Consider the following 23495-nt stretch of genomic DNA (forward strand, 5'->3'; position numbering starts at 1 on the left):
GGTGCGCGTGACATTCGATAGCTGCGAGATCGTCGGCACATCGCCTTGACTTCACGCACCCGCCTCCCTTATATCGCGGCTCGCTTGGCCTTCGGGCAACGAGCGGGCGATTAGCTCAGCGGGAGAGCACACCCTTCACACGGGTGGGGTCGCAGGTTCAATCCCTGCATCGCCCACCATCCAACTCGCGGTCGGGTTGGATGAGCCCCAGGTGAGCCTTTCGACAACAAGGTGGCGGAAACCGGCGCCCAGCGGCCGCTCAGATCAGCCCTCTGCGCACGTTCAGATGCGTCACGGCCGTGACCAGGATGGACCCGGTCATGAAGTAGAGCGTGGCAATGACGTTGCCGTTGTGAAAGTGGAACCCGGCGCACAGCAGGGCCAGCACAACGGCAAGGAAAGCGACGACGCGCGCGAAGTTATCGGGCATGGGGCAACCTTGTGGAATACGATGGAAAGCCGCCCTCAATCGGCCGAGCGCTCCATAAAGCGCTTTTTCGAATTCTGCAATCGGCCTGATGCGGGACTGTCGCGCGAAGCACCCATAGCCTGCCGGCCTCGATAGATTCCAGCTTCCTGCCGTGAGGGTGACGCTTCTGTGAGCGCCTTCACATACGCTGGTCGCATTTCGCGGCAAACAGTTGGCCGGGTGGCGCTGATCCTCTTGCTTCGATGCACAGGTCGAATTCCGGGCTGTGAGCGTGGGGTCGTCCCCAGCAAGAAATTTGGATCACCAAGCCATTTCAGATTTGCGGTCTGCGCGCGTCGGTTCCTCCCACCACGCGCGCAGGCGGCGTTTCGAAGATCGGTTCGTGGCCGCCAGCGCGCCCCGGTCTCCTTACTGCAGGAACTTTGCCGGCTAGTTGATGCCTGCAGCATACGTCTGGCGCCCGCACTTCGACAGAGGCCGTCCGCGTTGCTGTAGCAACCACGAAGGAGACGAGGCTTTGATCGAACACGCACTTATCCTACAATTTCCGCTCGACAAAAGGCGGAATCGCGTGATGCCCATGACCGACGGGGATGATAGGGCCGACTTACCGCGCCTAGCGCGGATCGATCCGCGCCATTTTGATCTGCTGTTCGCCGGATGCAAGGTGGAGCGTTACGCGGCCGGCCAGCACCTGTTCGTGCAGGAGGACGCATCCGACCGCATCTACGGCGTGATGAACGGCACCGTCGAGATCTCGATCTATTCGCCTGGCGGCCAGAAACTGGTGGCCAATATCGAGTTGTCGCGGAGCCTGGTCGGCGAGATCGGAGCGCTGGACGGACGCCCGCGAACGGCAACGGCGATCTGCCTCACCGCTTGCGAGCTGGTCTCGCTAAGCCGATCGCAACTCTTCGATCGTATCGAGAAAAATCCGCCGCTTGCGCGCGCGATGATCGAGCTGCTCTGCGCGCGGCTGCGTTGGGTCAGCGGCGAGTTGGGCGACCAGGCTTTCTTCGGCATCGAAGCCAGGCTTGCCAAACGTTTGGTGTTCCTGAGCAGCGTCATGGCCGATCCGGCAGGCTGGATTCCGATTTCCCAGTCCGAGCTCGGAGAGTTTCTCGGTGCGACGCGAGAATCGGTCAACAAGACGCTGAACGACTGGCGCAACCGGCAGATGATCGCGATCAAGCGCGGCGGACTGCGCATCACCAACGCCGGTGCTCTGAACCAGATCGCGGAATCGCAGGATGACGACTAGAAGCACGTCGCGCTGAAAAGAGTCCGACGCGCCTTAGGTTTTATGCTTTGTCCGTCTCGCAAAACCGCTGCACAGTTTTGCGCGACCCGGATGCACCCGCTCCCAAATCAGAGCCGCGAGATCAGGTAGCGCAGCGCCGAGCGGCTTGGCATGAAGAAATAGCCGCCGCCCTTGGTGGTGACGAATTGCGGCATCTTCTCCAGCACCGTCACTTTTTCCCAGGCAGGAATGGTGAAACGGCCATTGGCGCTGCCCTGCGTGCCGATCATCGGGTCCTTCTCGGCCACCAGACCCTGGAACGAGGTCTGCGACACCCAGGTCTGCTGGATGAACTCGTACTGCCGCTCGATATCGGCGTTGAGGCACATGAACAGCAGGCCTTTCTCGACTTTCCCGCCTTTCTTCTTTTTCTCGTAGGTGCGGCCGACCCGGAGGATGCGGTGACGCTTGCCGATCTGGATCTGCGTCTCGCGGTCCTCTCCCAGCGAATCGCGCGGGTTGGAACGGCGAATATGGGCGCCGAGAGGACAATGATGGCCCTGCGGATCCTCGGCGCCGAGGGCGAAGTCATTGTCCACCGCGCGTCCCGGGCGGTCGGGATTGCGCGTCAGCGAGCTGCCGTTCTGCCAGCGGCCGAGCATCTTGGCGGCGACCCAGTCTTGCGTGACGGCCGCGTTGCCGGTGTCGCGTGCGGCCCGTACGGCGGCCTCCTTGCAGTAGTCCTGGAAGCGGTCGACGTGCTGCTCGAACTGGCGCACGACGAGGAATGAGCCGTTGCGGCCGAAATCGCGCGGCGGTGGCGGCAGGCCTGGAATGTGACGGCTGCGGCGCACCTGCGAGAGGATCCCGGTCCGGTCCTGCGCCGCGGCGACGGAGGGCGATGACGGATAGAAACCGTGCTCGTCACGATAGCCGAACAGGAACTCCCCCGGTGCGACGAGATGCATGGATGCGGCACCCTTGTTGGCGCGCGCGGTGCCGCGGATGATCGGCTGCGAGATTCCGTCGACAAAGCCGAAATGCTCGTAGGCCCGCTCGCGTTGCTGCCTGCCGGCTCCTTTTGCGGCGTCATCCTGCTTTGCGGCACGCGCTGACTTGTCGCCGTCCGCTTCCGGCTTGCGATTTACGGCGAGTGGCAATTCGGCGGCTATTTTCATCCCCGCGCTGACCGTTGCTTCGGTCACGGCGGCAACTTCGGCCTGAAGTCGCTCGGGCGTTCTGGCGTAGCAGACGACGACCGCGTCGATGGGCCTGTCGAGCGAACCCCATTCCCATTTGTCCGGTGCATCGGCGCCGGAATCGTCGAGAATGCGGCTGCGTTCCGGATTGCCCATGCCGTGCCGGAAGGCGACGGGGAAGGTTTCGAGCGGATCGTTGTCGACCCCGCCCCGCAGGCCCAGGCGCCTGAGCCCATCAGGACCGAAGGCCACGATCATGGCCCGCTCGACCGGCACGCTGTCGCCGAAGCTCGTCCGTGCCAGGACGAAGTCCAGCCACGCCCTGCGGCTTGCCGCCTGCAGATGGTCCGGCACCTGAATTGCCAGCATATGTCCTTTGCCGAGCGCGCCGAACGGGCCGAAGAAAATGGATTGGATCTCGCCGGTCTCCAGTTGCTGCTCGAGCGGGAGGGGGAAGGCCGAACTGACATTGGCCAGCAGCGAGGTGGTCTTTTGAACGGCGGTCTTTTCGGTTGCCGGACGCGGCAGCGAACCGAACAGGCTCAGCCAGTCGCGCGCCTGGTTGCCTATGGCGGAAGCAAGGCCGCGCCGGATCCCTGAATTGATGCGGATGCGCGCTGTGTTGAGATGAGGATAGGCGGAATACCAGAACAGGGTCGGCACCTGCTGGCGTCGCGCCCAGCGCTTGAACCGGTCGCCATCGCGCGCACCATCCAGGAACAGCCAGCGGGTGCGCGGATAGCCTTCCGTGTTGCTCCACACGCCGGTCAGGCCGGCGGAGGCCTTGGCGATGAAGTCCTCCAGATAGCTTTCCCAGCTGCCGCCGTAGTTGGAAAAGAACATCAGCCGGTTTGTGCCCGGCAGCAGGATCCAGCGCGCGAAATGGATCGTGTTGATGGTGTTGAGAAAGCCCGGCTTGAACACTTTGCGCGCCGCGATCGAGATCAGGTAGAAAGTAAGCCTGAGCGCGAGCCGCCGCAGGAGACCGGGCTTCATCGTCGAGATCGCCGTCAGGTGGTTCTGCGCTGCGTGATCCTCGTTGGCCAGGATCCTGTCCAGCGCCCCAATCCCGATCGAGACGCTTTGCGGGCGATCCTTGTCCTCGCGGCGCCGCAACAGCCAGAAGCACAGCCCCAGCAACAGCACGGCGCAAAACAGGATCCCGAGCGCGCTCAACAACAGCGAGGTGCCGGCGATCCAAAGGTTGCGGAAGGTGAACCCGCCCACTGGGTCGAACACTTTGGCATAGGTCATCCAGGCGCCGGCGAGCCACGCGGCCACGAGGCTCACAAGGACCGGCGGAGCAAACAACGTCGCCTTCAACGCGTCTCGCAAGCGGCCGCGCGGCTTTTCCAGCAGGCTCTCGGCTGGCTCGAAGGCCCAGGCGAATGTTCCCAGCTCCTGGACATGGCGACGCGCTTCGGCCAGCACCGCGGGCGCGTTTCCGGTGCCCCGTCGCGGCTGCTCGACGATACCTCGGACGGCTTCGAAAAGCTCCTGCTCGGCCTTGATGCGCTGGACCGAGTGGCCAGGCGTTCCCGAAAACACCAGACCGGCCGCGCTGCCAAAGGATGGCGAGATCTCGACACTATATTTGCGCAGGAAATCCTCCAGCGCGCCACCGTCGGACAGGCCGCATGCGCCCCTGAAGATCGGCCGCAGATGAGTTCCGATGGCTTTCGTCAAGTCAGCGATGACGTCGTCGCTGCTGCCGTCGCCCGAAATTTCCAGGACAAGGGCTCCGGTCTCGTGGTCCGAAGCCTCGTTCTTGCCGGTATCGGCAACGGCAAGGCTGGTGAAATGGATGGTGCCGACGTCGTCGAGCGCGTCGCGCAACAGCTTGGCTGCCGGATTGCCAAGAGCGGCGACCTTTTCGCGCACAGCGTCCAGCGGAACGGCCCCGGTGACCGGGCAGACCACCGTGACCATGGACTGTTCGACCGTGCGGCAGAGCGGTGACGGTTCGAAATCGACCTTGAGGTTCGCCGGATAGGCGCCGACATAGACCAGCTTGCCGGCCCGGCCGCGGACGCGGCTGAGCTTCGGCTTGCTGAACAGGGCACGCACGCATTCGCCAATCTGGATTCGAGCGATCTCGGCACCGATGCACAGATGGATGCCGTGGCCGAACACCATGTAGTCGCGATGCGGACGCGAGATGTCGAACTCGTTTGGCCTCTGCACGATCTCAGGATCGAACATGGCCGAAAGCGTCGCCGGCATCACCACCGTTCCAGCCCTGACCACCCGCTCCCGGCGCGTGCCCTTGCCGATCACCGCGTCGCGCCTGGTGTAGCGCCAGGGTCCGATCCAAATCGGCTTGAAGCGCATAGCCTCGAGGATCGCCCGGTCGAGTTTGTCGGTGTCGTTCTCGGCAAGGGCCGCGTCAACTGCCTGTCGCGCATCCGAACGCGACAGGATCACGTCCAGGCAATTGCCGGCGGCAAGCACGTTGGTCGGCACAAATCCGGCCACCATGCCGAGCATGATGGAATGGACATCGGCCAGCGACAGGCGGCCTTGGTCCATAAACTCGACCAACTGCGGCAGCGGCCGGTTATCGGGCGCTGCCCTGCCCCTGATCGCGGCAATCGAACGGTCGATGACCTTGATCAGGCGATCACTACCGACGACGGCAAGCTGGCGCGTGGCGGGGTCGGCGGTAGGATCGGAAAAGAACAGCGCGCTCAGCGCGATCGACCAATCGGCGAATTCGGTTTCGTCGTCGATATCAAGGCCGAAATAGTCGCGGCAGATGCGCACCGGCACGATCTTCATCAGCTCCGCGACAGCATCGAAACCGGGGGCGGCGCGGCTCATGATCTCGCGCGCATGGCGCTCGGCGATCGGCCTGACGACGGCTTCGACCACAGCCGGCGGAAAGGCGCTCAGCACCGCGGACTTCATCTGCCGATAGGCAGCTCCATCCTGCATGCCGAGAATGAAGGTCGATCCCCCCAGTTCGGTCATTTCCGGTCCGTAGGGCGTTTCGAATTCGTCGCCGCGCTCCAATATGTCGCGAACGTCCACACCCTTGGTGACGAGAAGAAACCTGCCCAGGGCAAAATTCGGCCAGAAGCGTCGCAGGAAAGCCAGAAACGGACGCGGATGATCCTCGAGAATGAACTTGGCAATGCGCGCCGATATGCCGGTTTTGCGCAACCGATTGATGTCGAACGGCGGCATCTCCGACGGCTGGATCTTGTCTTTCTGGGCTGCGAAGATGGCTTTGAAGTATTTCAGCTTGATCATGCGCGTTCGAGCCCCCGGCGGTCCACGTCATTGCGATGCCGGCAACCCTATGGCCTAGGTTCGCGTCGGTCCGGCGTATGTGAAGCCTTTCACAATCGTTCTCGTTCAGCTCCGACAGGTTTCGGGACCGACTTGGCGAGATCGAAATTTGCGATGAGGATGTTATTCTTGGCCGCGTCGACGAACGGGATCCAGCGTATCCTCTGCTCGGAAAAATCCGGATGCCTGGTGGTAAAGACGGCGAGCTCGCGCGCAGCTTCGTCGCGGCGGCCGCTCCTTGTCAGGGCGCCTATCTTCAGGAAGCGCGCGTAAAAATAGCCTGGCGACAGGTTCAGCGAGCGGTCGGCGACCGCGATCGCAGCCGGCCAGTCCTCCACGAAGCAGTAAGCGGCGGCCAACTCGCCAAGATTGTGGAACCGGTAGAGGTCGAATGGGCTCAAGCGCTCGGTGTCGAGAAAGTACGGGATCGCACCGGCGGGGTCGCCGAGCAGCAGCCGGGCACTGCCCATCGCCGAGCGGGCAAAGGCAAAGCTTGGATTGATGCGGATCGCTTCGGCAAGATGCTCGGCCGCCGATGCCGGCCGTCCGCGCATGATGTCGGCCGCGCCGAGATAGGCGTGCGGGCGGGCATCGAGACTGTCCATCAGGAGCGCCTTGCGCGCGAAGGCCTCGACCTTGTCGAGGTCGTCGCTGTCGCCGAAGCGCAGCCACGCACGCCAGAAATACCACCAGGCCAGTTCGTTCAGCACGGCGCTGGAATTGGGATCTTCCTTGTAGGCCTTGTCGAAGAACTCGAGCGCAATCTCGGTATCGCCGCGGGTGCGCCGGTTCATATGCCAGCGGCCGCGCCGTACCAATTGCCAGGTCTCGAGGCTTTCCCACGGCACCTGGAAGGTCCTGACCTGCTCGGCGCGGTCGACTTCCTTGTCGAGGATGGAGACGATCTCGCTGCCGATCTGGTCGCGCAGATTGAAGATATCGACGAGATCGCGGTCGAAGCGCTGCGACCAGACGAGGCGTCCGTTCGAGCTGTCGGCCAGCGAGGCGTTGAGGCGGATCTGCCCGCCATTGCGCGACAGCGAGCCACCGACCAGATAGCGGGCGCCGAGCGCGTTGCCGATGAGCTTGGTCCCAAGGCTGTCGTCGCGAAACTGGAAGCTGGAACCCTTCGCAATGACCGACAGCCAGCGCGTGTTGGAGAGGCCGTAGATGATGTCCTCGGCAATGCCGTCCGCCATGTAACCGACATCGGGCTCGCTGCCGTCGCCCTGGAACGGAAGCACGGCTATCGCCGGCGGTCCCATCGGAACCGGCCTGTGATTGCCCGAGGCCGAGGGGATTGCGGCCAGAGGCGCGGGCGCCGTGGCACCGTTGCTGCCGCTGCGGCCGGCAATCAGCACGCGCACCGGCAGGGCTATGTTCTTCAGCCTGAACTCGCCAAGGTCGGTGAACGCCGCGGCCGTCTTGTCCTTCACGTGGTGCCAGGTCGTCTCGGAGATGGCGAGGCCGCCATGCGGAGCGAATTCCTGGACCCGGGCGGCAATGTTGACATCGTCGCCATAAAGGCGCCCTTCGCGGACGATGACGTCGCCGGTGTTGATGCCGGCGCGAAACGGCATGCGCAGTTCCTCGGCGACCGAGGCGTTCAGCGCAACGATCCGGTCCTGGAAATCGAACGCCGCCCGCAGGGCTTCGATCGGGCTGCCGAACTCCGCCATGATGCTGTCGCCGGCATCGCCGAAGGTGCGGCCGCCAAAGCTGCCGCAGCTGTCGGCAATGATGTCGCGCCGTTCCTCGAAAGCCGCGACGGCCAGCTCATCGTCGATGCCCATCAGGCGTGAGAACCCCACGGCATCGATGGAAATGATTGTCGCAAGCTGACGGGTATAGTGCCGTTCAGCCATGGTCGAGCCCCCGGTCCCTGCTTCTGCTCCAGTACAGGCGACTTCCGCTCTTGAACACTTCGCCGATTTGCCGACGGAGATCCCCGGCAGGCTCGGCGCGCCGTTGCCACCCTGTTATGTCCAGAAGTCTAACAGGGTCCGGGAAAAAGCTCTACCACGATCCGCTAATGGAACGCAGTGCGTGGCCGCATGCATGGTTAGCTGATTGTTACCTGATCCACTACTTCACTTAAGCATAGTTACGTATTGGACTGGTTGAGATTTGTCTATTCCCGCTTCCTCGAATCGGAGATTCCGCATCATCGAGACCGACCCTGGAGCAGTCGCTGCCTGCCGGCTGGCGGAACCAACGGGGTCGCATGCGAGTTTCTTACCGCACCAATGCCAGCACGAGATGAGGGGCCGTCATGCGCACTGTTGTTTTGGCAATCGGAATCACGGGTCTACTGTTCGGCGGATCTGCCTTGGCGGCCGACGAGAAGGCGTTGCCGCCGCAAGATGCCAAGAAGCTCTCCGAGATCATCGCCAAGGTCGAGCAGCGCGGCGACTTTCGCTATGTAAAGGAGGTCGACTGGAGCAGCGACGGTTACACCGTCACTTATTACACGACTGACAAGGCCAAGGTCGAGATCACTTATGACCCGATGACCGGCGAGCCGAAGTAGCGGCCATTTGGCATGCGGATGGCAGAAAAGGGGCTCGTGCGAGCCCCTCTTCTATGCCGGACCGCTGGCGCTGTCAAAGCCGGCAGTAGTGCGGGTAACCGTCGTAGCCGATATAGGTGTCCGAGCCCGGATCGTAGCTGGCGTAGCGGGCTAGGCAGCGGCGCACATGCCAGGAACCACCGCCGTATTCCTCGACATACACCGGCTGCGGCTGCTGCTGGGCCAGCAGGCTGCCGAGCACGAAGCCGCCGACGCCGGCGGCAATGCCGATGCCGAGCTCGCGGCGGTGGTGATGATGATGGTCATGGGCAGCCGAAGGCTGGACGGTGCCGGCGAGCGAGCCGGCGGCGACGGTGGTGGCGATGAGGCCGGAAACGAGCGTGTGCTTGAACATGATGATCTCCTGGTTCGTTGACCGAGGCGATCCGTCCGCCTCTTGATCATCTGTCGCAGCGACCGCGAAGAAGGTTCGAAGTTTCCTTGCAACTTTTTTTCGAGGGCCGCAGAAGCCGCCCGGTTTTGTCGAGGGACGACAGCACGGCTCTACCGCCGGGCGAAGAAAGGGCGGCCGGAGCCGCCCTTTCGAGACGATTGGTCTGTTCGTCAAAGGAAGATGATCACCTTGCCGTGGTGGCGATGGTGATGATGCCACCACCACCAAGGCTTCTTGTGGTGCTTGTGGTGGTGATGATGGTGGTGATGATGCATGCCGTGGGCCGAAGACGACTGCGCGGTGCCGGCGAGCGCGCCGGATGCAACGAATATGGCGACGAGGCCTGAGGTGAGTGTGCGCTTGAACATGACGATCTCCTGGATCCTTGATCGAGGCGACCATTCGCCTCTGGGAGATCAGTCGTGGCGGAGCCGGAAAAGGTTCGAAATTGAGCGAATAGGGAGTAGCGAATAGCGAGCAGGAAAAGTGCAATTCACGAATTGTCGCTTCCCTATTCGCTATTTCGCTATTCGCTGCTCCCTAGTCGCTCCCCTCACCCCATCCCGGTGACGTGCCGCAGCCAGAAGGCCAGCGTTATAAACCCGATGATGACGGCAACGCCGGTCCAGTCGATATTGGCCTTCTTCAAATCGCTGATGAGCTTCAACAGGAGAAGCCACGTCACCACGATGATCGGCAGGATGATGACAAACCTGATCATGCGACACCCCGTTCGATGCGATTGCACCTCTTTTGAGATGTAGGAAGCCCAGTGACGCATTTCAGCATGCCGGCCCGGACACGGGGCGAGGTCCTTCGGCAACCGAAAGCGGAGTTTTGTCTTTACTGGCGCACGAAATGTGCTACCGGAGCGCCGTGCCCTTGTAGCTCAGCTGGTAGAGCAGCGGTTTTGTAAACCGAAGGTCGCGGGTTCGATCCCTGCCGGGGGCACCAGCAGCACACGATTCAATCAGAGCCAAATGTGGAACGCAGCGGCGTCCGCCGACAAGCGTTCGGCCGTCGATCGCCGCGCCGCCTCGCACTCCGCGGCGATGCCGGCGCAGTGAGCGGGGCGTGCGCCTGTGGGCCGCCTCAGGGGCGGCTCATGAAGGAAGTTCATCCCGCCATTTGATGGCTTCCATCTCGACGCGGACTGCGTCCTGAACGTCGATGACCTGACGGACGTCGAACTGGAATGCCGGGAAGGTCGAACACATTTTGTGAACCACCAGCGGATCATCTGCCTCGAGCAGCATGCTGCCGCCCCATTCGCCCACTCGCGCCACGAAGGCATGGACCTTGACCTCGCTGGGTATTTCCCAGTGCTGGAAGATTTTCAGGATCCGCTTTTGGACATTCTCGTATTCAATCGCCGATCCCTGTGGCCGCTCGCTCCAATTCACGAGGTATTTCATGATCTCCTCCCTCGGGTAACCGCGAAAACCCAAGCGGCATTGTAGCTCCCGAGGCGAACTTCGGATCGTCTCCTAGTCTCCTCCAATAGAGGTAGGCCTCAGGATACGAAAGTGGTGAATCTGCGCGACGTTTGAAATGCACGCGGGCTTCGATCCCTGCCGCGGCGCCCGTCCTAACTGTGTTTCAACAAGACACCATTTCTGGCAGGGTGCTGCCATGTCGCGAACGCTGATCGTCGTTGGTCTCAGCATAGTTGCCATAGGGCTGCTCTGGCCATGGTTGGCCCGGACCGGACTTGGCAGACTGCCTGGCGACATCGTGATCGAACGTGAGAACTTCAGACTCTACATTCCGATCACCACCGGAATACTGATCAGCATCGGGTTCTCGGCCATTCTTTGGCTGATCAATCGTTAGGGCGGTCCGGCCGCCGTTCTTCTGCTCGCGCTTGATCTTCTCACACCAAGATCGCCGCCAAAATCCTATTCTGTCGCCTGATCGCCATCGCGTGCCACTACATCGCCGGGCGCACCTGTCCAAGCGGGCAGAGGTGTGTTTAGCGGAGCTAAAGGCTTCCAGCTTCTGGTACCGGCAGCGTCTCCGACGATGATCGCCTCGCGAAGCTGACGTCCCCCCTGGGGGTGATTCACTTTCATGCGGGGGCCTAGGTATCGTGCCTCTCCCGCCGCTCCTATTCACAGGAGCCCATGACAATGCGGGGAGGATCTGAGGCAAAGATCGGACATTGCCGGGAAATTGAGGGAGGAGAACGTGCGTAAAACGACGCTTATTGCCTGCGGGCTTGCGGCCAGTCTTTTGGGCATTGGAGCAGCCGCGTCGCAGGAGGGCGCAGCCCAGGGCGACACTTCGAAGATGCGGATCGCCCTCACCGATGGCTTCAGCTCGAACTCCTGGGAGCAATCGGCCTGGAATTCCTGGAACGCGGTTGCCGACCAGGCAGTCAAGGATGGAGTGATCAAGGAACAGAAGATCATCACCGGCAACGACGACCCGGTTCAGCAGATCACGCAGCTCCAGAATCTGGTGCTTGAGGGCTTCAACGCGATCGCCATCGACGCCGCCTCTCCAACCGCTCTCAACGGCGGTATCAAGGATGCCTGCGACGCGGGCATTGTGGTGGTGGTCTATGATTCTCTGGCGACCGAACCTTGTGCGATCAAGCTGAAAGTCGATTACCACGACTACGGTGTGCAGGAGACCGAGTACCTGGCGAAGAAGCTCGGCGGCAAGGGCAACATCCTCGAAATCCGCGGCGTTGCCGGCTCGCAGGTGGACATCGATATCTCCGCCGGTATCAACGATACGCTGAAGAAGTATCCCGACTTGAAGAAGGTCGGCACCGTGTACGGCAACTGGGATGGAACCATCACCCAAAAGCAGGTCGGAACGATCCTTCCCACCCTGCCGCAGGTCGACGGGGTCGTGGGCCAGGGTGGCGACGGCTTCGGCGCTTATCAGGCCTTCAAGGCGGCGGGACGTCAGATCCCGACCATCGTCATGGGTAATCGGCAGGACGAACTGGCGCTCTGGAAGGAAATGAAGGCCAACGGTTACGAGACCTACTCGATCTCATCGATGCCGGGCATGTCAACCATAGCCTTCTGGATCGCGCAGCAGGTTCTGGCAGGCAAGAAGGTTCCCAACACGGTCAACGTCCCGCTCCTGGCCATTCACGACGATACGCTCGATGCCTGGCTGGCGGCCACGGCCGTCGGAACAGCAGCCTCGCCGCACTACACCAAGGACGATGCGGTGGCGCTTATGGATGCAAGCGCGGCCGGCAAGAGCGGCAGCGATCTTCCGCAACCCAAGGTCCCGCAATAAGGCCGGTATTTTCGAACATGACCGTCGAGACACTTGAGAGAGGGAAAGCCGGGCAGGCTTCCCTCTTGTCGCTGCGCGGCATCAGCAAGTCTTTCGGCCCAGTCGAGGCATTGCGGTCAGTCGACCTGGAGCTCCAGCGCGGCGAACTGCTTGGCCTGATCGGCCACAACGGCGCCGGAAAAAGCACGCTGATGAATGTGCTGATGGGTGTTGTCCTTCCCGACAACGGCACCCTCTCGATGGACGGCAGCCTGGTCACTGGGGACAATCATCCGTCCCGTGCCCATACGTTGGGAATACGCTGCGTTTTCCAGGAGCTGTCGCTCTGTCCCAACCTGAGCGCGATCGAGAACACGCTGGTTGTCCATCCACACTTGGGCGGGCTGGGTTGGGAGAAGCGCAGTCGCGCTCTCATCGCGCACACGCTGGGCGAGATCTTCCCGGGCAACCGGATCAAACTCCACGCGCCGATCTCCGAGCTCGCCATCGGTGAGAGGCAAATGATCGAGATTGCGCGTGCCTTCACCGAGAGCGACTCCCCAGCCAAGCTCGTGATCCTGGATGAACCTACGTCGTCGCTGGATGCGAGCGCAGCGGAACAGCTTCTCGCCTACCTCCGCCGCGCATCGGCGGCCGGGCGCAGTTGCATCCTTATCACCCACAAACTCAACGAAGTGCTGGACCACACTCAGCGCATCGTGACCATGAAAGACGGCCGGATCGTCGCCGATGTGCCGGCCGCGGGCCTCTCCCGTGAACGGCTGTTCGAGTTGATGGGCGCGGTCGCCAGGGCGGAAACAACGCCCACCGGTTCTCTCGTCAAGGGCAATCTGCGGATCGAGATCGCGGGGTTGGACGGAATGCCTGCGGTCCACGTTCAGGCCGGCGAGGTGGTGGGGCTCGCCGGATTGGCTGGTCATGGCCAGAAGGACACACTACGCCGCATCTATCGGACCGCCCGGACCCGCAAGGGGGACGGACAATGCCGGGTCGAAGGCGGAGCTGCCTATGTCAGCGGCGACCGCCAGCGCGAGGGCATCTTTCCGCTCTGGTCGATCGCACTCAACGTTTCGATCGCCAGCATGCGGCGGCTGGCCCGTCGAGGCTTCATCGATGGTGTCGAGGAAAGGGACCTGGCCGAGCGCTGGCGGCAAAAGGTCGGAATCCGCAGCTCCGGCCCCGACCAGTCGATCATGGCTTTGAGCGGTGGCAATCGACAGAAGGCTCTGGTGGCCAGGGCTTTCGCCTCGACGTCCGAGATCATCCTTTTCGACGATCCGACCCGCGGCGTTGATATCGGCACCAAGCGTGAGATTTATGAGCAGATCCGCGCCGAAGCGGGAAGCGGTCGTTCCTTCGTCTGGTACACGACTGAAAATGACGAACTGTTCCTCTGCGACCGGGTCTATGTCTTCCACGAACGCAGGGTTGTTGACGTGATCGACCGCGCCGATCTGACTGAAGACCGGCTCATCCGCGCCTCATTCGAGGGACACTGACGATGAATGGACGCGCCAGTTTGATTTCGCGGGTCGGCAATGGCATTTCGAGCCTGGGTGCGGCGCGCTTCGGCCTTGCGCTCATCGCGCTCGCGCTGATCCTCCTGTTCGTCTTCTGGCTGCGTCCGAACATGGCTAGCTATAATGGCTTGCGGCTGCTGTTGAACCTGTCCCCCGTGCTGGTTTTCACCGCGCTGGCGCAAATGTTCGTCATGACTGCGGGAGACATCGATCTGGGCGTCGGCACGTTCGTCGGGCTGATCGATTGCATTGCAGCCGGCCTGCTGAACGAGCAGCCAGTCACCGGCGTGGCGCTCCTTGTTGCTTGTCCAATCGCCTACTCCCTAATAGGCGCACTCATTCACTTGCGCCAGCTGCCGTCGATCGTCGTCACTTTGGGCGCATCCTTCGTCTGGCTCGGTGTGGCGCTGACTGTGCTGCCGATGCCCGGTGGCACGGTACCGGCGGCACTGACGGAACTCGTGCGGCTGCGTCCGCCGCTCGTTCCGATGCCGATCGTGCTGACCCTCGTGCCGATGGTGGCCGCTCATCTCATCCTCAACAAGATGTCTTACGGCGTCGTGCTGCGGGGCATTGGCGGGAGCCTGGCGGCTGTCGAACGCGCCGGCCGTTCCACCCTGAGGGCGCGCATAACGCTCTACGGTCTCGCCGGGATCTGCGGGCTCTGCGCCGGCCTCTGTCTCGCCGCGACCACCACCACCGGCGACGCCAACGTCGGACGTGGGCTGACACTGGTTTCAATCGGCGCGGTAATCATCGGCGGCGGTGAGTTCGTCGGCGGCATCGTCTCCCCGATCGGCACGGTGTTCGGCGCCCTGATCATGTTGCTCTCGGGGTCTCTGCTGAGCTTCGCGTCGGTGCCGCCGGCATGGCAGTACAGCATCCAGGGCGCCATCCTGCTCGTCATCCTGGCGCTCAGGATCGTATCGTGGAGGCCCAAGGCAGCATGAGGAAGATCACGGGTGCATGGCTGCTTGGTCAGCCGTGGTTTTACGCCACGGCAGGTGCGGTCGTGGTTTGGGTGGTGATCCTGACCTATTCCGGCGGTGCCGGTGGCGGCGCGGTGGTTTCCGCGGCACTCAACTATTCGGTATTCTTCGCCCTTGTCGGGCTTGGACAAATGATCGTCATGGTGAGCGGCGCCGGCAACATCGACCTGTCGGTACCTGCCAACATCACGCTGGCGGCCTATCTCTCCACCGGACAGATGGAAGGCGCGAATGCCGGCCTGTTGTTAGGGATCGCCGCCGGTCTTGGCAGCGGCTTCGCCATTGGCGCGGCGAATGCCTTCCTGATCATCGTTTTTCGCATTCCGCCCATGGTTGCGACGCTCGCGTGCGGCCTGGTACTCGAATCTCTTACCTTCGTGTATTCAAGGATCTCCGTCGCCAAACCCGCGCCGCTGCTGGCGGAGTTCACCACCGGCCAGTTCATGGGCCTTCCTTATCTCACAGCGGCGGCGGTGATCGCTTCCCTCGCGTTGATCCACGTGCTGCGGCGTTCCATCTTCGGCCGCTCGCTGCTCGCGTGCGGGCAGAACACCACCGCCGCCTGGCTCTCCGGCGTCGACGTGCTGCGCACCCGGTTCTCGGCCTATATTCTATGCGGCATGCTGACCGCCCTTGCGGGCGTCCTGTTCGCGGGCTTCGTCGGCGGGCCCTCGCTCAACATGGGCAGCGAGTTCCTGCTGAGCTCGATCGCCGTCGTCGTGATCGGGGGCACCAATGTCGCCGGGGGCCAGGCCAGCGTGGTCGGCACTTGGAGCGCGTCTCTATTTCTCTTTCTGCTGCTGTCGATGCTGAACGTGTTCCAGGTCGAACCAGGGCTGCGCAACATCATCACCGGCATCCTGATCATCGCTGTGCTGGCGCTGAACAAGACGAGCCGCATGCAACAGATGTGACTGGAGTGACATGATGGACGTTCGCTGCATTTTCGAGGCCCGAAGCGCACTCGCCGAAAGCGCTCTGTGGCATCCGGGCGAGCAGGCGCTCTACTGGCTGGATCAATTTCGGCCCGAGATCCATCGACTGGATCCGGCGACTGGCAAGGATACGAAGTTCGATCTGGATCTGCCGCCGCAACTCGGCGGCCTGGTGCTCACCGCCGAGGGTGGCATGGCACTGGCCGCCTCGGACGGCATCACCGTGCTCTCGCCCGATATGAGGAACCGCACCACGCTGGTCAATCCGATCGCGGGCCGGCCCAACATCAGCTTCAACGATGCCAAATGCGACCGCCAGGGCCGGCTCTGGGCCGGAACGACGGATCGCCTGGAAGCCGAGGCCCTTGGACAGCTCTACCGCATCGATGCCGATGGCGCCGCGACGATGTTCGCAGACGGTTTCGTCTGTTCGAACGGACCGTCATTCAGTCCGGACGGGCGGACCATGTATCACAGTTGCACCCTGGAGCGGGTGATCAATGCCTTCGATATCGATCCCGATACCGGCGAAGCGTCGAACAGTCGGCCCTTTGTCCGGTTCGATGGTGCGAAGGGCGCTCCCGACGGTTCCACCGTCGATGCCGAAGGATACCTTTGGTCTACCCATTGGGGAGGCGGCCGCGTAACGCGCCATGCAGCGGACGGAACCATCGATTTTGAGATTGCGATACCGGTGAAGAACGTCACGAGCTGTGCGTTCGGGGGCCCTAACCTGGACACGCTGTTCGTGACCACAGCCTCGGTCGAATTCGCCAACGGCGGGTGGGTCTTCATGGACGACGCAGGTTTCGATGCGGCGCCGATGACCGGCGGTATCTTCGCCATCGAGGTCGGGATACGCGGTCTGCCCGAGCCGGTTTTCGGCGCCCGTTGATGTGTGCGTCCCCCAGGGTTTTCATCGGCCCCGGCTTCTTAGTTTCACTCCCGCAGAGGGAGCCTCCCGAGGGCTGGTCCCGGAGCAATCCGGGACCAGTCACACCCTGATCGCCGCCACCAAAATCCTGTTCTGCCGCCTTATCGCAGCACGCAATTCGGGAATCCTTGCCTCGTCTCGCTTCACGAACTCGATGAACATCATGTTCATATTGTTGAAGAGCAACTCGCCCACCGTAGGCCCGTCGATGTCGGCGCGCACGAGGCCGATCTCCTGCAGCCGCGCGATAAGAGCCCTGATCTGCTCGATCAATGCGCGGTCGAGCGCGGTATAGGCCTGGCCGAAGGGGCTGTCGGGCAATTGCGTCGAGATCGCCATCGCCTGCCGCCACATCTCCTTGCTCAGATAATTCAGCGAGTGCTCGATATAGATGCCGAGCAGCGTGTCCAGCGCGTCGCCGATATCGGCGGGGGGATTGGCCACCACGCCTCGCCCGGCGTTGAGCACCTCGTTGACCTCCATGGCGACGATGGCGCCGAGGATATCGCCCTTGTTTTGGTAGTAATTGTAGATCGTCCCGATCGAGACCTCGGCCTGCGCGGCGATAGCCTCGATCTTGGCGCCCTCATAGCCGGCTTCGCGGAATAGCGCTGTCGCAGCATCGATGATGCGACGGTGCCGGTCCGCCTTCTGCCTTTCGCGCAATCCGCTCATATCAGCCTCTTTGCCACAAAAACATAATTGACTCAATTTTAGAATTGGTTCAACTTTTCGCTAACAAGCCAGCAAGGCAGGGAGAACACTCGATGACCATCAACGCCCGGAATCCACTTTCCACCCTGAAATCCAATCTCGCCGCTGCCTGCGCGGCGACAGCGCTGCTTGTCGCGGCGGGCGCGGCTCAGGCCGCCGACCTCAATGCGCTCATCTGGTGCGATCACTCCGACCCGGCGCTGCTGCAGCCCTTCGAGGAAGCCAACAACGTCAAGGTCAACGTCAAGGAGTTCGAAGGCACCGGCGCCGGTCTCGCCATCATAGAGCAGTCGCAGCCTGGCGATTGGGATGTGATGGTGATCGATTCCATCGACGTGCCGCGTGGCGTCGAGAAAGGGCTTTTCGAGCCGCTGCCGGAAGACAAATTGCCTTTCGCCGACCTCTTTCCGGAAGTGAAGATGGAGAAGTCCACCGTCGTCGACGGCAAGCACTACGGCATCACGGAAAAATTCGGCTACAACACGATCGGCTTCAACAAGACCAAGGTCGATCCGGCCGACATGCAGTCGCTGGCGTCGCTAACGAGCGACAAATACAAGGGCAAGATCGCCATCTACGACTACTATTTGCCGGTCATCGGCATGGCGGCGCTCGCGATCGGCAAGAAGACCGCCGAACTCACCGAGGCCGACTTGCCCGCGCTCAAGACCGAGTTGCTGAAGATGAAGGCCAACGCCAAGCTGGTCGGCGAGGTCACCGCCAGCCAGACCGCTTTGGCAACCGGCGAGGTCGACATCCTGGTCGGCGGCGGCGAATGGGTGACGGCGGGCCTGGCCAAGGAAAACCCGGCGCTCGACTTCTCGATCCCGAAGGAAGGCGCGGTGCTGTGGTCGCAGTCGCTTGCCATGTTCAAGGATTCCAAGAACAAGGACATGGCGCTGAAGTTCATCCCGTACATCATGAGCCCGGAAGGCCAGGCGCGCCTTGCCACCTCCGCCTGCTACTGGGGCATGCCTTCCAACAAGAAGGCGACACTGACCGATGAGCAGAAAAAGATCCTGCGCTTCGACGAGCAGCCTGAGTTCCTTGCCCGAGCCCAGCCTTATCCGGCGCCGAATGCCGATCTCGACAAGAAGATGCAGGACATGTGGACCGAAATGCTGCAGGCGCAGTAACTCGGCCGATGAGCGTTGCTGGAACCAATGGACGTGCCCTACCCTGGGCGCTGGTCACGCCGGCGCTGGCATGGACGCTGCTGTTCTTCGTGCTGCCCTTCATCGCCATGGGGCTTTCCAGCCTGACGGCGCATGAAGGCGGCGCATTCACCCTCACCAACTACAGCCAGTTCTTCACCGACCCATCCTACTGGCGGGCGATGGTGAACTCGCTCGAGGTGACAGCGGTCGTCACGGCGATCTCGATCCTGCTCGCCTATCCCTTCGCCTGGATCCTGGCGGAACAAGTGCCGGAGCGCTGGCAGCGGCTGGCGCTGATGCTGGCCGTGCTGCCGTTCTGGACGTCTTACGTGGTTCGCTCCTATTCCTGGCTGCTGGTGCTGGCGCAAAACGGTGTGATCAACCGCGCGCTGGCTGGCCTCGGGCTGGTTGCCGAGCCGCTGCAGCTCGCCAACACGCGCTTCGCCACGGTCACCGGCTTCGTTCATTTCTTCGTCATGCTGCTGACGCTCACCATCTTCGCCAACCTCAAGCAGCTCAGCCCGAGTTACCGCAAGGCCGCAGCCGATCTCGGTGCCGGGCCGGTGCGCATCTTCCTGCATGTGGTGCTGCCGCTCACCTTGCCGGGCATCATGGTAGGCGCCTTCCTCACTTTCGTGCTCTGCATCGGCGATTACATCACCCCCCAGATACTCGGCGGCAACAATGAGCTGGTCATGCCGCAGCTGGTCATGATGCAGATCGGCCGGCGCGGCGATTTCCCACTCGCCTCGGCGCTGTCGATCATCCTGATGGCGGTCGTCACGGTCGCCTATCTCGCCTGCGCCCGCTGGCTGAAGATCGAGCGGACCTGACCGATGCGCGCAGCCGTCCGCATAGCCGCCGGGGCGTACGCAATCGCCGTCTACGGCTTCATCTTCCTGCCCGTGGTCGTGCTGGTGCTGTTTTCGCTGCAATCGACCTCATTCCCGATACCACCCTTCACCGGCCCGTCGTTGCGCTGGTATCAGGCGGTTCTGAGCGACGCACGGCTGACCTCGGCGCTGGTCAATTCGCTGCTGGTGGCGGTGTTGTTCTCGCTTGCTTCGGCCTCGCTCGGCTTCCTATCCGCCTGGGGTTTCGCGCGATTCGCGCTGCCCGGCTCGGCCCTGCTGCGCGGCCTGATCACGCTGCCGCTCACCGTCAGCTATCTGATCATCGGCATGGGGCTTCTGGTTCTGTTCAACTGGGCCGGCGTGCCGAAATCGCTGCTCGCCGCCGGAATCGGCCATGTCGTGATCAACCTGCCGCTTTGCTTTGCCATCATCTACAGCCAGATGGGCGACCACCAGATCAACATCGAGCGCGCCGCGCGCGACCTCGGCGCGGCCGAATGGAAGGTGCTGCTCCTGATCACCGTGCCGGTGATGGCGCCGGCGATCTTTGCCGGCTTCTTCCTGTCGATGACGTTCTCGTGGGACGAGTTCGTCATCTCCTTCCTGCTCACCCGCTTCGAGACGACCCTGCCGGTCGAAATCTGGAACCTCTTGCGCTCCGGTCTCAACCCCAAGACCAACGCCGTCGGCTCGCTGGTCTTTGCCGTATCGATCGTCCTCGTCGTGTTGTTCGAATTGACCCTTCTGCGGAGAAAGCCGGCATGAGCGCCCCCCTGGTCGACATCCGCAACGTCTCGCACCGCTTCGGCCAGCATCCGGTGCTGAAGAACGTCTCGCTCGCCATCGAACCCGGCAGCTACACGATCCTGCTCGGGCCGTCAGGCTCCGGCAAGACGACGCTGCTTTCGATCCTTGGCGGCTTCGTCACGCCCAGCGAAGGCAAGGTTTTCATCCGCGGCGAGGATTGCACCTCCGTGCCGCCGGCCAAGCGCCCGACGACGACGGTGTTCCAGGATTATGCGCTGTTCCCGCATATGAGCGTCGGCAGCAATGTCGGATTCGGGCTTCGCATGCAGGGTGTCGATGGCGCTACCCGGGCGGCGAAAGCGCGCGAGGCCCTGGCGCTCGTCGGTCTGTCAACAGCCTTCGACAAGAAGCCGCACCAGCTCTCCGGCGGCCAGCGGCAGCGGGTTGCGCTTGCCCGCGCCCTGGTTATCGAACCGGCGGTGCTCTTGCTCGACGAGCCGCTCGGCGCGCTGGATCTGAAGCTGCGCCGGCAGATGCAGGATGAGCTGAAGGCTATCCAGAAGCGCGTCGGCACCGCATTCGTCCATGTCACCCACGATCAGGAAGAAGCGATGGCGCTGGCCGACCATTGCGTGGTGATGAATGACGGGCGCATCGAAGATGAGGGCTCGCCCGAGCGGGTCTATGCCCGGCCGAAGACACGCTTCTCCGCGACCTTCATGGGTGAAAGCACGATCGTCGCCGGCAAGGCCGACGATCCGCAGGGCGGGCGCGTCACAGTCGCGACCAAACTTGGCCCGGTCTCAGTACCCGGCACGTCGCCCGCCGGCCGCGGCGTTGCGCTTGGCATACGGCCCGAACATCTGCTCCTCGGCGACGCCAAAGGCGATGTCGCGCTTGGCACGGCCAGGATTAGCGACGTCGTCTTCCAGGGCAGCTTCAAGCGCGTGCTGGCAGCCTCGATGCAGGATCCGGCGCTGCAGTTCATCGCCAAGGCGCCTGTCGCAGCGACGGTTGAGGCTGGAGACACGGTCGCCGTTTCATGCAACGCTGGCGACATCATCCTGCTGGCGGACTGAGCATGAACCTTCTTCCGGTCGTAGGCGCTCCGGACTGGTACGAAACCATCCGCATGGGCGACGACATCACGCTTATCCATGAGCCGTGGATAAAGCCGTTCTTCCGCTGCAACATCTGGCACGTGCGCGGGCGCGACCGCGACTTGCTGTTCGACACCGGCCTTGGCCATTTCAGCCTCAGGCGCCACGTTCCCCTGGTCAGCGAGCGCAAGCTCCTGTGCGTCGCCAGCCACACGCATTTCGATCACATCGGCTGCCATCATGAATTTTCGGAGCGTTGCGTGCACTCGGCCGAAGCGGAAATCCTGGCCGACCCGCGCAACGAATGGACGGTCGCCGACCGCTACGCCACCGATGCGATGTTCGACGGCCTGCCTGAGGGCTGGGAGGCGGCGCGCTACCGCATCCTGCCGGCGCCCGCGAGCCGGCTGCTGGAAGGTGGAGACGTGGTCGATCTTGGCGACCGCACCTTCGAGGTCATCCACACGCCGGGACATTCGCCCGGCGGCATCGCGCTTTACGAGAGAAAGACCGGCATTCTGCTGTCCGGCGATATCGTCTATGACGGCCCGCTGATCGACGACGTCTATCACTCAGACATCGGCGACTATGTCGATACGATGCTGTCAATGCGAGAGCTCGATGTCTCGGTCGTGCATGGCGGGCATTTCCCGAGCTTCGGCAAGGTACGCTACCGACAGCTCATCGACGAATACCTCGCGCACAAGCGCCAGTCGGGGTGCCACCTTCAGCGGAGCCGGTGAGCACCGGAGGCGATCAGCAGTCTTGGCTTAAAGCGCTCGTTGCGGACAGGGCGTTCCGGCTGCATCGCCGCATCGCGAAGCGGCCGGCTGCGGCCGCAAGCTCATCTCTTCCGAATGTCGCACCAGCTCGGCGAACATGAGGGCGAAACTTCCCATCATCAGGAAGACTATGATCAGGCGTGTTACCGGCAATAGACAGGTCTCTCGACTGGCCCCCGCCAACCCCATCCACTGCCGGCTAACATGACCGATCCGGCTTTACGAGTGTTTAAGCCTGGTCTTAACCATCGCGGCGATCACATTCGTTGCATGGCTGTCACGAAGCGCGAGCAGCCAGCGGCGCTGGCCGGTCAGTTCGGCGCAGCCATGCCGCCCTTTGCAGATGCGGCGGCCCATGCTACGCCGTCGCCGGCGCGGCCCAACCAGGCGGTCGCGGTTGCCGTTCGGGACCCATGAGCAAACAAACCAGCCGCTTCGCCTTCGTCTCATCCGATACCGACGACGCCCGCTCGGCGCTGGAGACATTGTCGGCCCGCTACGGGCAAATGCCGGTCGCCGATGCCGAGATCGTTATCGCGCTTGGCGGCGACGGGTTCCTGCTGCAGACGCTGCGCGACACGATGAGCACGGGAAAGAAGGTCTACGGCATGAACCGTGGAACGATCGGCTTCCTGATGAACGAGTATCGCGCCGGCGCACTCGAGGATCGCATCGCGTCGGCGGTGTCGGAGACGATCCGCCCGCTCGAGATGCAGGCGGTGACGCATGATGGCGAAACGATCTCCGCGCTCGCCATCAACGAAGTGGCGCTCTGGCGCCAGTCCTACCAGACGGCGAAGATCCGCATCACCGTCGACGATCAGGTGCGGCTGGAGGAATTGAACTGCGACGGCGTGATGATCGCTACGCCGGCAGGTTCCACCGCCTATAATCTGTCGGCGCACGGGCCGATCCTGCCGCTCGACGCGCCGCTGCTTGCGCTGACGCCGGTCAGCCCGTTCCGGCCGCGGCGCTGGCGCGGCGCGCTGCTGTCCAACAAGGCGACGGTGCGCTTCGACATACTGGAGTCGGAAAAGCGCCCGGTGAACGCCGCCGCCGACCATACGGAGGTCAAGGCCGTTGCCTCGGTCACCGTCCGGGAATCCCCGACCGCGACAGCGACACTGCTGTTCGATCCCAACCATTCGTGGAATGAACGCATCCTGGCCGAGCAGTTCCGCTACTGAGGTGGCGCGTAGATATAGCCGCGATTATGCAGCGCCATTAAGGTTACAGCTTCACAATCACAGCATTTCCGGCCGTTTCTGTTGACAAATCGCGGACTTGCGCCTAACTGCAACGCGATCTTGCAGGCGCGCGGCGTCTGCCGCGACGGATAGCGTTGCGCTTTTCCCGAACCAGCCAAAGACACCAAACAC

Annotated in this window: 23 protein-coding genes and 2 tRNA genes; 16 read left to right on the top strand and 9 right to left on the bottom strand. The window is 62.6% G+C overall.

Annotation, left to right across the window (positions count from 1 at the left end):
• The first annotated feature begins 104 nt into the window (after nucleotides 1-104).
• Nucleotides 105-179: transfer RNA gene (locus EJ074_RS03110), tRNA-Val, on the top strand.
• Between the two features lie 80 nt (nucleotides 180-259).
• On the opposite strand, the gene EJ074_RS29520 is transcribed toward EJ074_RS03110, so the two are convergent.
• Complete coding sequence (locus tag EJ074_RS29520; protein ID WP_165349838.1) at nucleotides 260-430, bottom strand: hypothetical protein; 171 nt, start codon at nucleotides 428-430, stop codon at nucleotides 260-262.
• Nucleotides 431-1004: 574 nt separating this feature from the next.
• On the opposite strand from EJ074_RS29520, the gene EJ074_RS03115 reads away from it, so the two are divergent.
• A complete protein-coding gene (locus EJ074_RS03115) occupies nucleotides 1005-1691 on the top strand; it encodes a Crp/Fnr family transcriptional regulator (RefSeq protein ID WP_129553987.1) in 687 nt (228 codons plus the stop codon).
• A gap of 107 nt (nucleotides 1692-1798) precedes the next feature.
• Here EJ074_RS03115 and EJ074_RS03120 read toward each other — a convergent pair whose 3' ends face one another.
• Complete coding sequence (locus EJ074_RS03120) at nucleotides 1799-6121, bottom strand: cytochrome P450 (RefSeq protein ID WP_095807352.1); 4323 nt, start codon at nucleotides 6119-6121, stop codon at nucleotides 1799-1801.
• Between the two features lie 89 nt (nucleotides 6122-6210).
• Nucleotides 6211-8025, bottom strand: a complete 1815-nt coding sequence (locus tag EJ074_RS03125) for an adenylate/guanylate cyclase domain-containing protein (protein ID WP_095807351.1) — start codon at nucleotides 8023-8025, stop codon at nucleotides 6211-6213.
• Nucleotides 8026-8432: 407 nt separating this feature from the next.
• Between EJ074_RS03125 and EJ074_RS03130 the strand changes: the two genes are divergently transcribed.
• Entirely contained in the window at nucleotides 8433-8690 is a 258-nt protein-coding gene (locus EJ074_RS03130) for a PepSY domain-containing protein (RefSeq protein ID WP_095807350.1), read from the top strand.
• A 73-nt stretch (nucleotides 8691-8763) separates the two neighbouring features.
• On the opposite strand, the gene EJ074_RS03135 is transcribed toward EJ074_RS03130, so the two are convergent.
• From EJ074_RS03135 to EJ074_RS03145, 3 genes are all read right to left on the bottom strand, one after another.
• Nucleotides 8764-9084, bottom strand: coding sequence for a BA14K family protein (locus tag EJ074_RS03135; protein ID WP_095807349.1), 321 nt, complete (start codon nucleotides 9082-9084; stop codon nucleotides 8764-8766).
• Nucleotides 9085-9293: 209 nt separating this feature from the next.
• Nucleotides 9294-9491 carry a hypothetical protein gene (locus EJ074_RS03140; protein WP_095807348.1) on the bottom strand — a complete coding sequence of 66 codons (198 nt, stop codon included), beginning with the start codon at nucleotides 9489-9491 and terminating at the stop codon, nucleotides 9294-9296.
• Between the two features lie 185 nt (nucleotides 9492-9676).
• Nucleotides 9677-9844 (bottom strand): hypothetical protein, encoded by a 168-nt coding sequence (locus EJ074_RS03145; protein ID WP_095807347.1) that lies wholly within the window; start codon nucleotides 9842-9844, stop codon nucleotides 9677-9679.
• Nucleotides 9845-10001: 157 nt separating this feature from the next.
• Between EJ074_RS03145 and EJ074_RS03150 the strand changes: the two genes are divergently transcribed.
• Nucleotides 10002-10077 (top strand) — tRNA-Thr (locus EJ074_RS03150).
• Nucleotides 10078-10226: 149 nt separating this feature from the next.
• Here EJ074_RS03150 and EJ074_RS03155 read toward each other — a convergent pair.
• Entirely contained in the window at nucleotides 10227-10538 is a 312-nt protein-coding gene (locus EJ074_RS03155; protein ID WP_095807346.1) for a DUF3303 family protein, read from the bottom strand.
• Between the two features lie 217 nt (nucleotides 10539-10755).
• On the opposite strand from EJ074_RS03155, the gene EJ074_RS03160 reads away from it, so the two are divergent.
• The 6 genes from EJ074_RS03160 to EJ074_RS03185 all read left to right on the top strand — a co-directional run bounded on the left by EJ074_RS03160 (nucleotide 10756) and on the right by EJ074_RS03185 (nucleotide 16723).
• A complete protein-coding gene (locus EJ074_RS03160) occupies nucleotides 10756-10956 on the top strand; it encodes a DUF2905 domain-containing protein (RefSeq protein ID WP_095807345.1) in 201 nt (66 codons plus the stop codon).
• Nucleotides 10957-11310: 354 nt separating this feature from the next.
• Complete coding sequence (locus EJ074_RS03165) at nucleotides 11311-12384, top strand: substrate-binding domain-containing protein (RefSeq protein ID WP_245420411.1); 1074 nt, start codon at nucleotides 11311-11313, stop codon at nucleotides 12382-12384.
• 17 nt (nucleotides 12385-12401) lie between these two features.
• Nucleotides 12402-13883 (top strand): sugar ABC transporter ATP-binding protein, encoded by a 1482-nt coding sequence (locus tag EJ074_RS03170; protein ID WP_095807344.1) that lies wholly within the window; start codon nucleotides 12402-12404, stop codon nucleotides 13881-13883.
• Between the two features lie 2 nt (nucleotides 13884-13885).
• The gene (locus EJ074_RS03175; RefSeq protein ID WP_129552768.1) at nucleotides 13886-14854 is read left to right on the top strand and encodes an ABC transporter permease; all 969 of its coding nucleotides are present in this window, start codon (nucleotides 13886-13888) and stop codon (nucleotides 14852-14854) included.
• On the top strand, nucleotides 14851-15807 hold the full coding sequence (locus tag EJ074_RS03180) for an ABC transporter permease (RefSeq protein ID WP_165349839.1): 957 nt from the start codon (nucleotides 14851-14853) through the stop codon (nucleotides 15805-15807). The genes EJ074_RS03175 and EJ074_RS03180 overlap by 4 nt, the downstream gene beginning before the upstream one ends.
• A gap of 10 nt (nucleotides 15808-15817) precedes the next feature.
• Nucleotides 15818-16723: an SMP-30/gluconolactonase/LRE family protein gene (locus EJ074_RS03185; protein WP_095807341.1), complete on the top strand. Its 906-nt coding sequence runs from the start codon at nucleotides 15818-15820 to the stop codon at nucleotides 16721-16723.
• 99 nt (nucleotides 16724-16822) lie between these two features.
• Here the strand turns inward: EJ074_RS03185 and EJ074_RS03190 are convergent, their stop codons facing one another.
• Nucleotides 16823-17437, bottom strand: a complete 615-nt coding sequence (locus EJ074_RS03190) for a TetR/AcrR family transcriptional regulator (protein WP_095807340.1) — start codon at nucleotides 17435-17437, stop codon at nucleotides 16823-16825.
• Nucleotides 17438-17529: 92 nt separating this feature from the next.
• On the opposite strand from EJ074_RS03190, the gene EJ074_RS03195 reads away from it, so the two are divergent.
• Genes EJ074_RS03195 through EJ074_RS03215 form a run of 5 tightly spaced genes read left to right on the top strand, consistent with a single transcriptional unit; the run spans nucleotide 17530 to nucleotide 22077 of the window.
• Nucleotides 17530-18612 (top strand): spermidine/putrescine ABC transporter substrate-binding protein, encoded by a 1083-nt coding sequence (locus tag EJ074_RS03195; protein ID WP_095807339.1) that lies wholly within the window; start codon nucleotides 17530-17532, stop codon nucleotides 18610-18612.
• An 8-nt stretch (nucleotides 18613-18620) separates the two neighbouring features.
• On the top strand, nucleotides 18621-19466 hold the full coding sequence (locus EJ074_RS03200) for an ABC transporter permease (RefSeq protein WP_095807338.1): 846 nt from the start codon (nucleotides 18621-18623) through the stop codon (nucleotides 19464-19466).
• Nucleotides 19467-19469: 3 nt separating this feature from the next.
• Nucleotides 19470-20252 carry an ABC transporter permease gene (locus tag EJ074_RS03205; protein WP_129552769.1) on the top strand — a complete coding sequence of 261 codons (783 nt, stop codon included), beginning with the start codon at nucleotides 19470-19472 and terminating at the stop codon, nucleotides 20250-20252.
• Nucleotides 20249-21313, top strand: coding sequence for an ABC transporter ATP-binding protein (locus EJ074_RS03210; RefSeq protein ID WP_095807336.1), 1065 nt, complete (start codon nucleotides 20249-20251; stop codon nucleotides 21311-21313). The genes EJ074_RS03205 and EJ074_RS03210 overlap by 4 nt, the downstream gene beginning before the upstream one ends.
• A 2-nt stretch (nucleotides 21314-21315) precedes the next feature.
• Nucleotides 21316-22077 (top strand): MBL fold metallo-hydrolase, encoded by a 762-nt coding sequence (locus EJ074_RS03215; protein WP_095807335.1) that lies wholly within the window; start codon nucleotides 21316-21318, stop codon nucleotides 22075-22077.
• Between the two features lie 258 nt (nucleotides 22078-22335).
• On the opposite strand, the gene EJ074_RS29525 is transcribed toward EJ074_RS03215, so the two are convergent.
• Nucleotides 22336-22473 (bottom strand): hypothetical protein, encoded by a 138-nt coding sequence (locus tag EJ074_RS29525; RefSeq protein WP_165349840.1) that lies wholly within the window; start codon nucleotides 22471-22473, stop codon nucleotides 22336-22338.
• A 56-nt stretch (nucleotides 22474-22529) separates the two neighbouring features.
• Here EJ074_RS29525 and EJ074_RS03225 point away from each other — a divergent pair, with 56 nt between their 5' ends.
• Nucleotides 22530-23303 (top strand): NAD kinase, encoded by a 774-nt coding sequence (locus tag EJ074_RS03225; RefSeq protein ID WP_095807333.1) that lies wholly within the window; start codon nucleotides 22530-22532, stop codon nucleotides 23301-23303.
• The last annotated feature ends 192 nt before the right edge of the window (nucleotides 23304-23495 follow it).

It is taken from the genome of Mesorhizobium sp. M3A.F.Ca.ET.080.04.2.1, from assembly GCF_003952525.1.
Classification (GTDB): domain Bacteria; phylum Pseudomonadota; class Alphaproteobacteria; order Rhizobiales; family Rhizobiaceae; genus Mesorhizobium.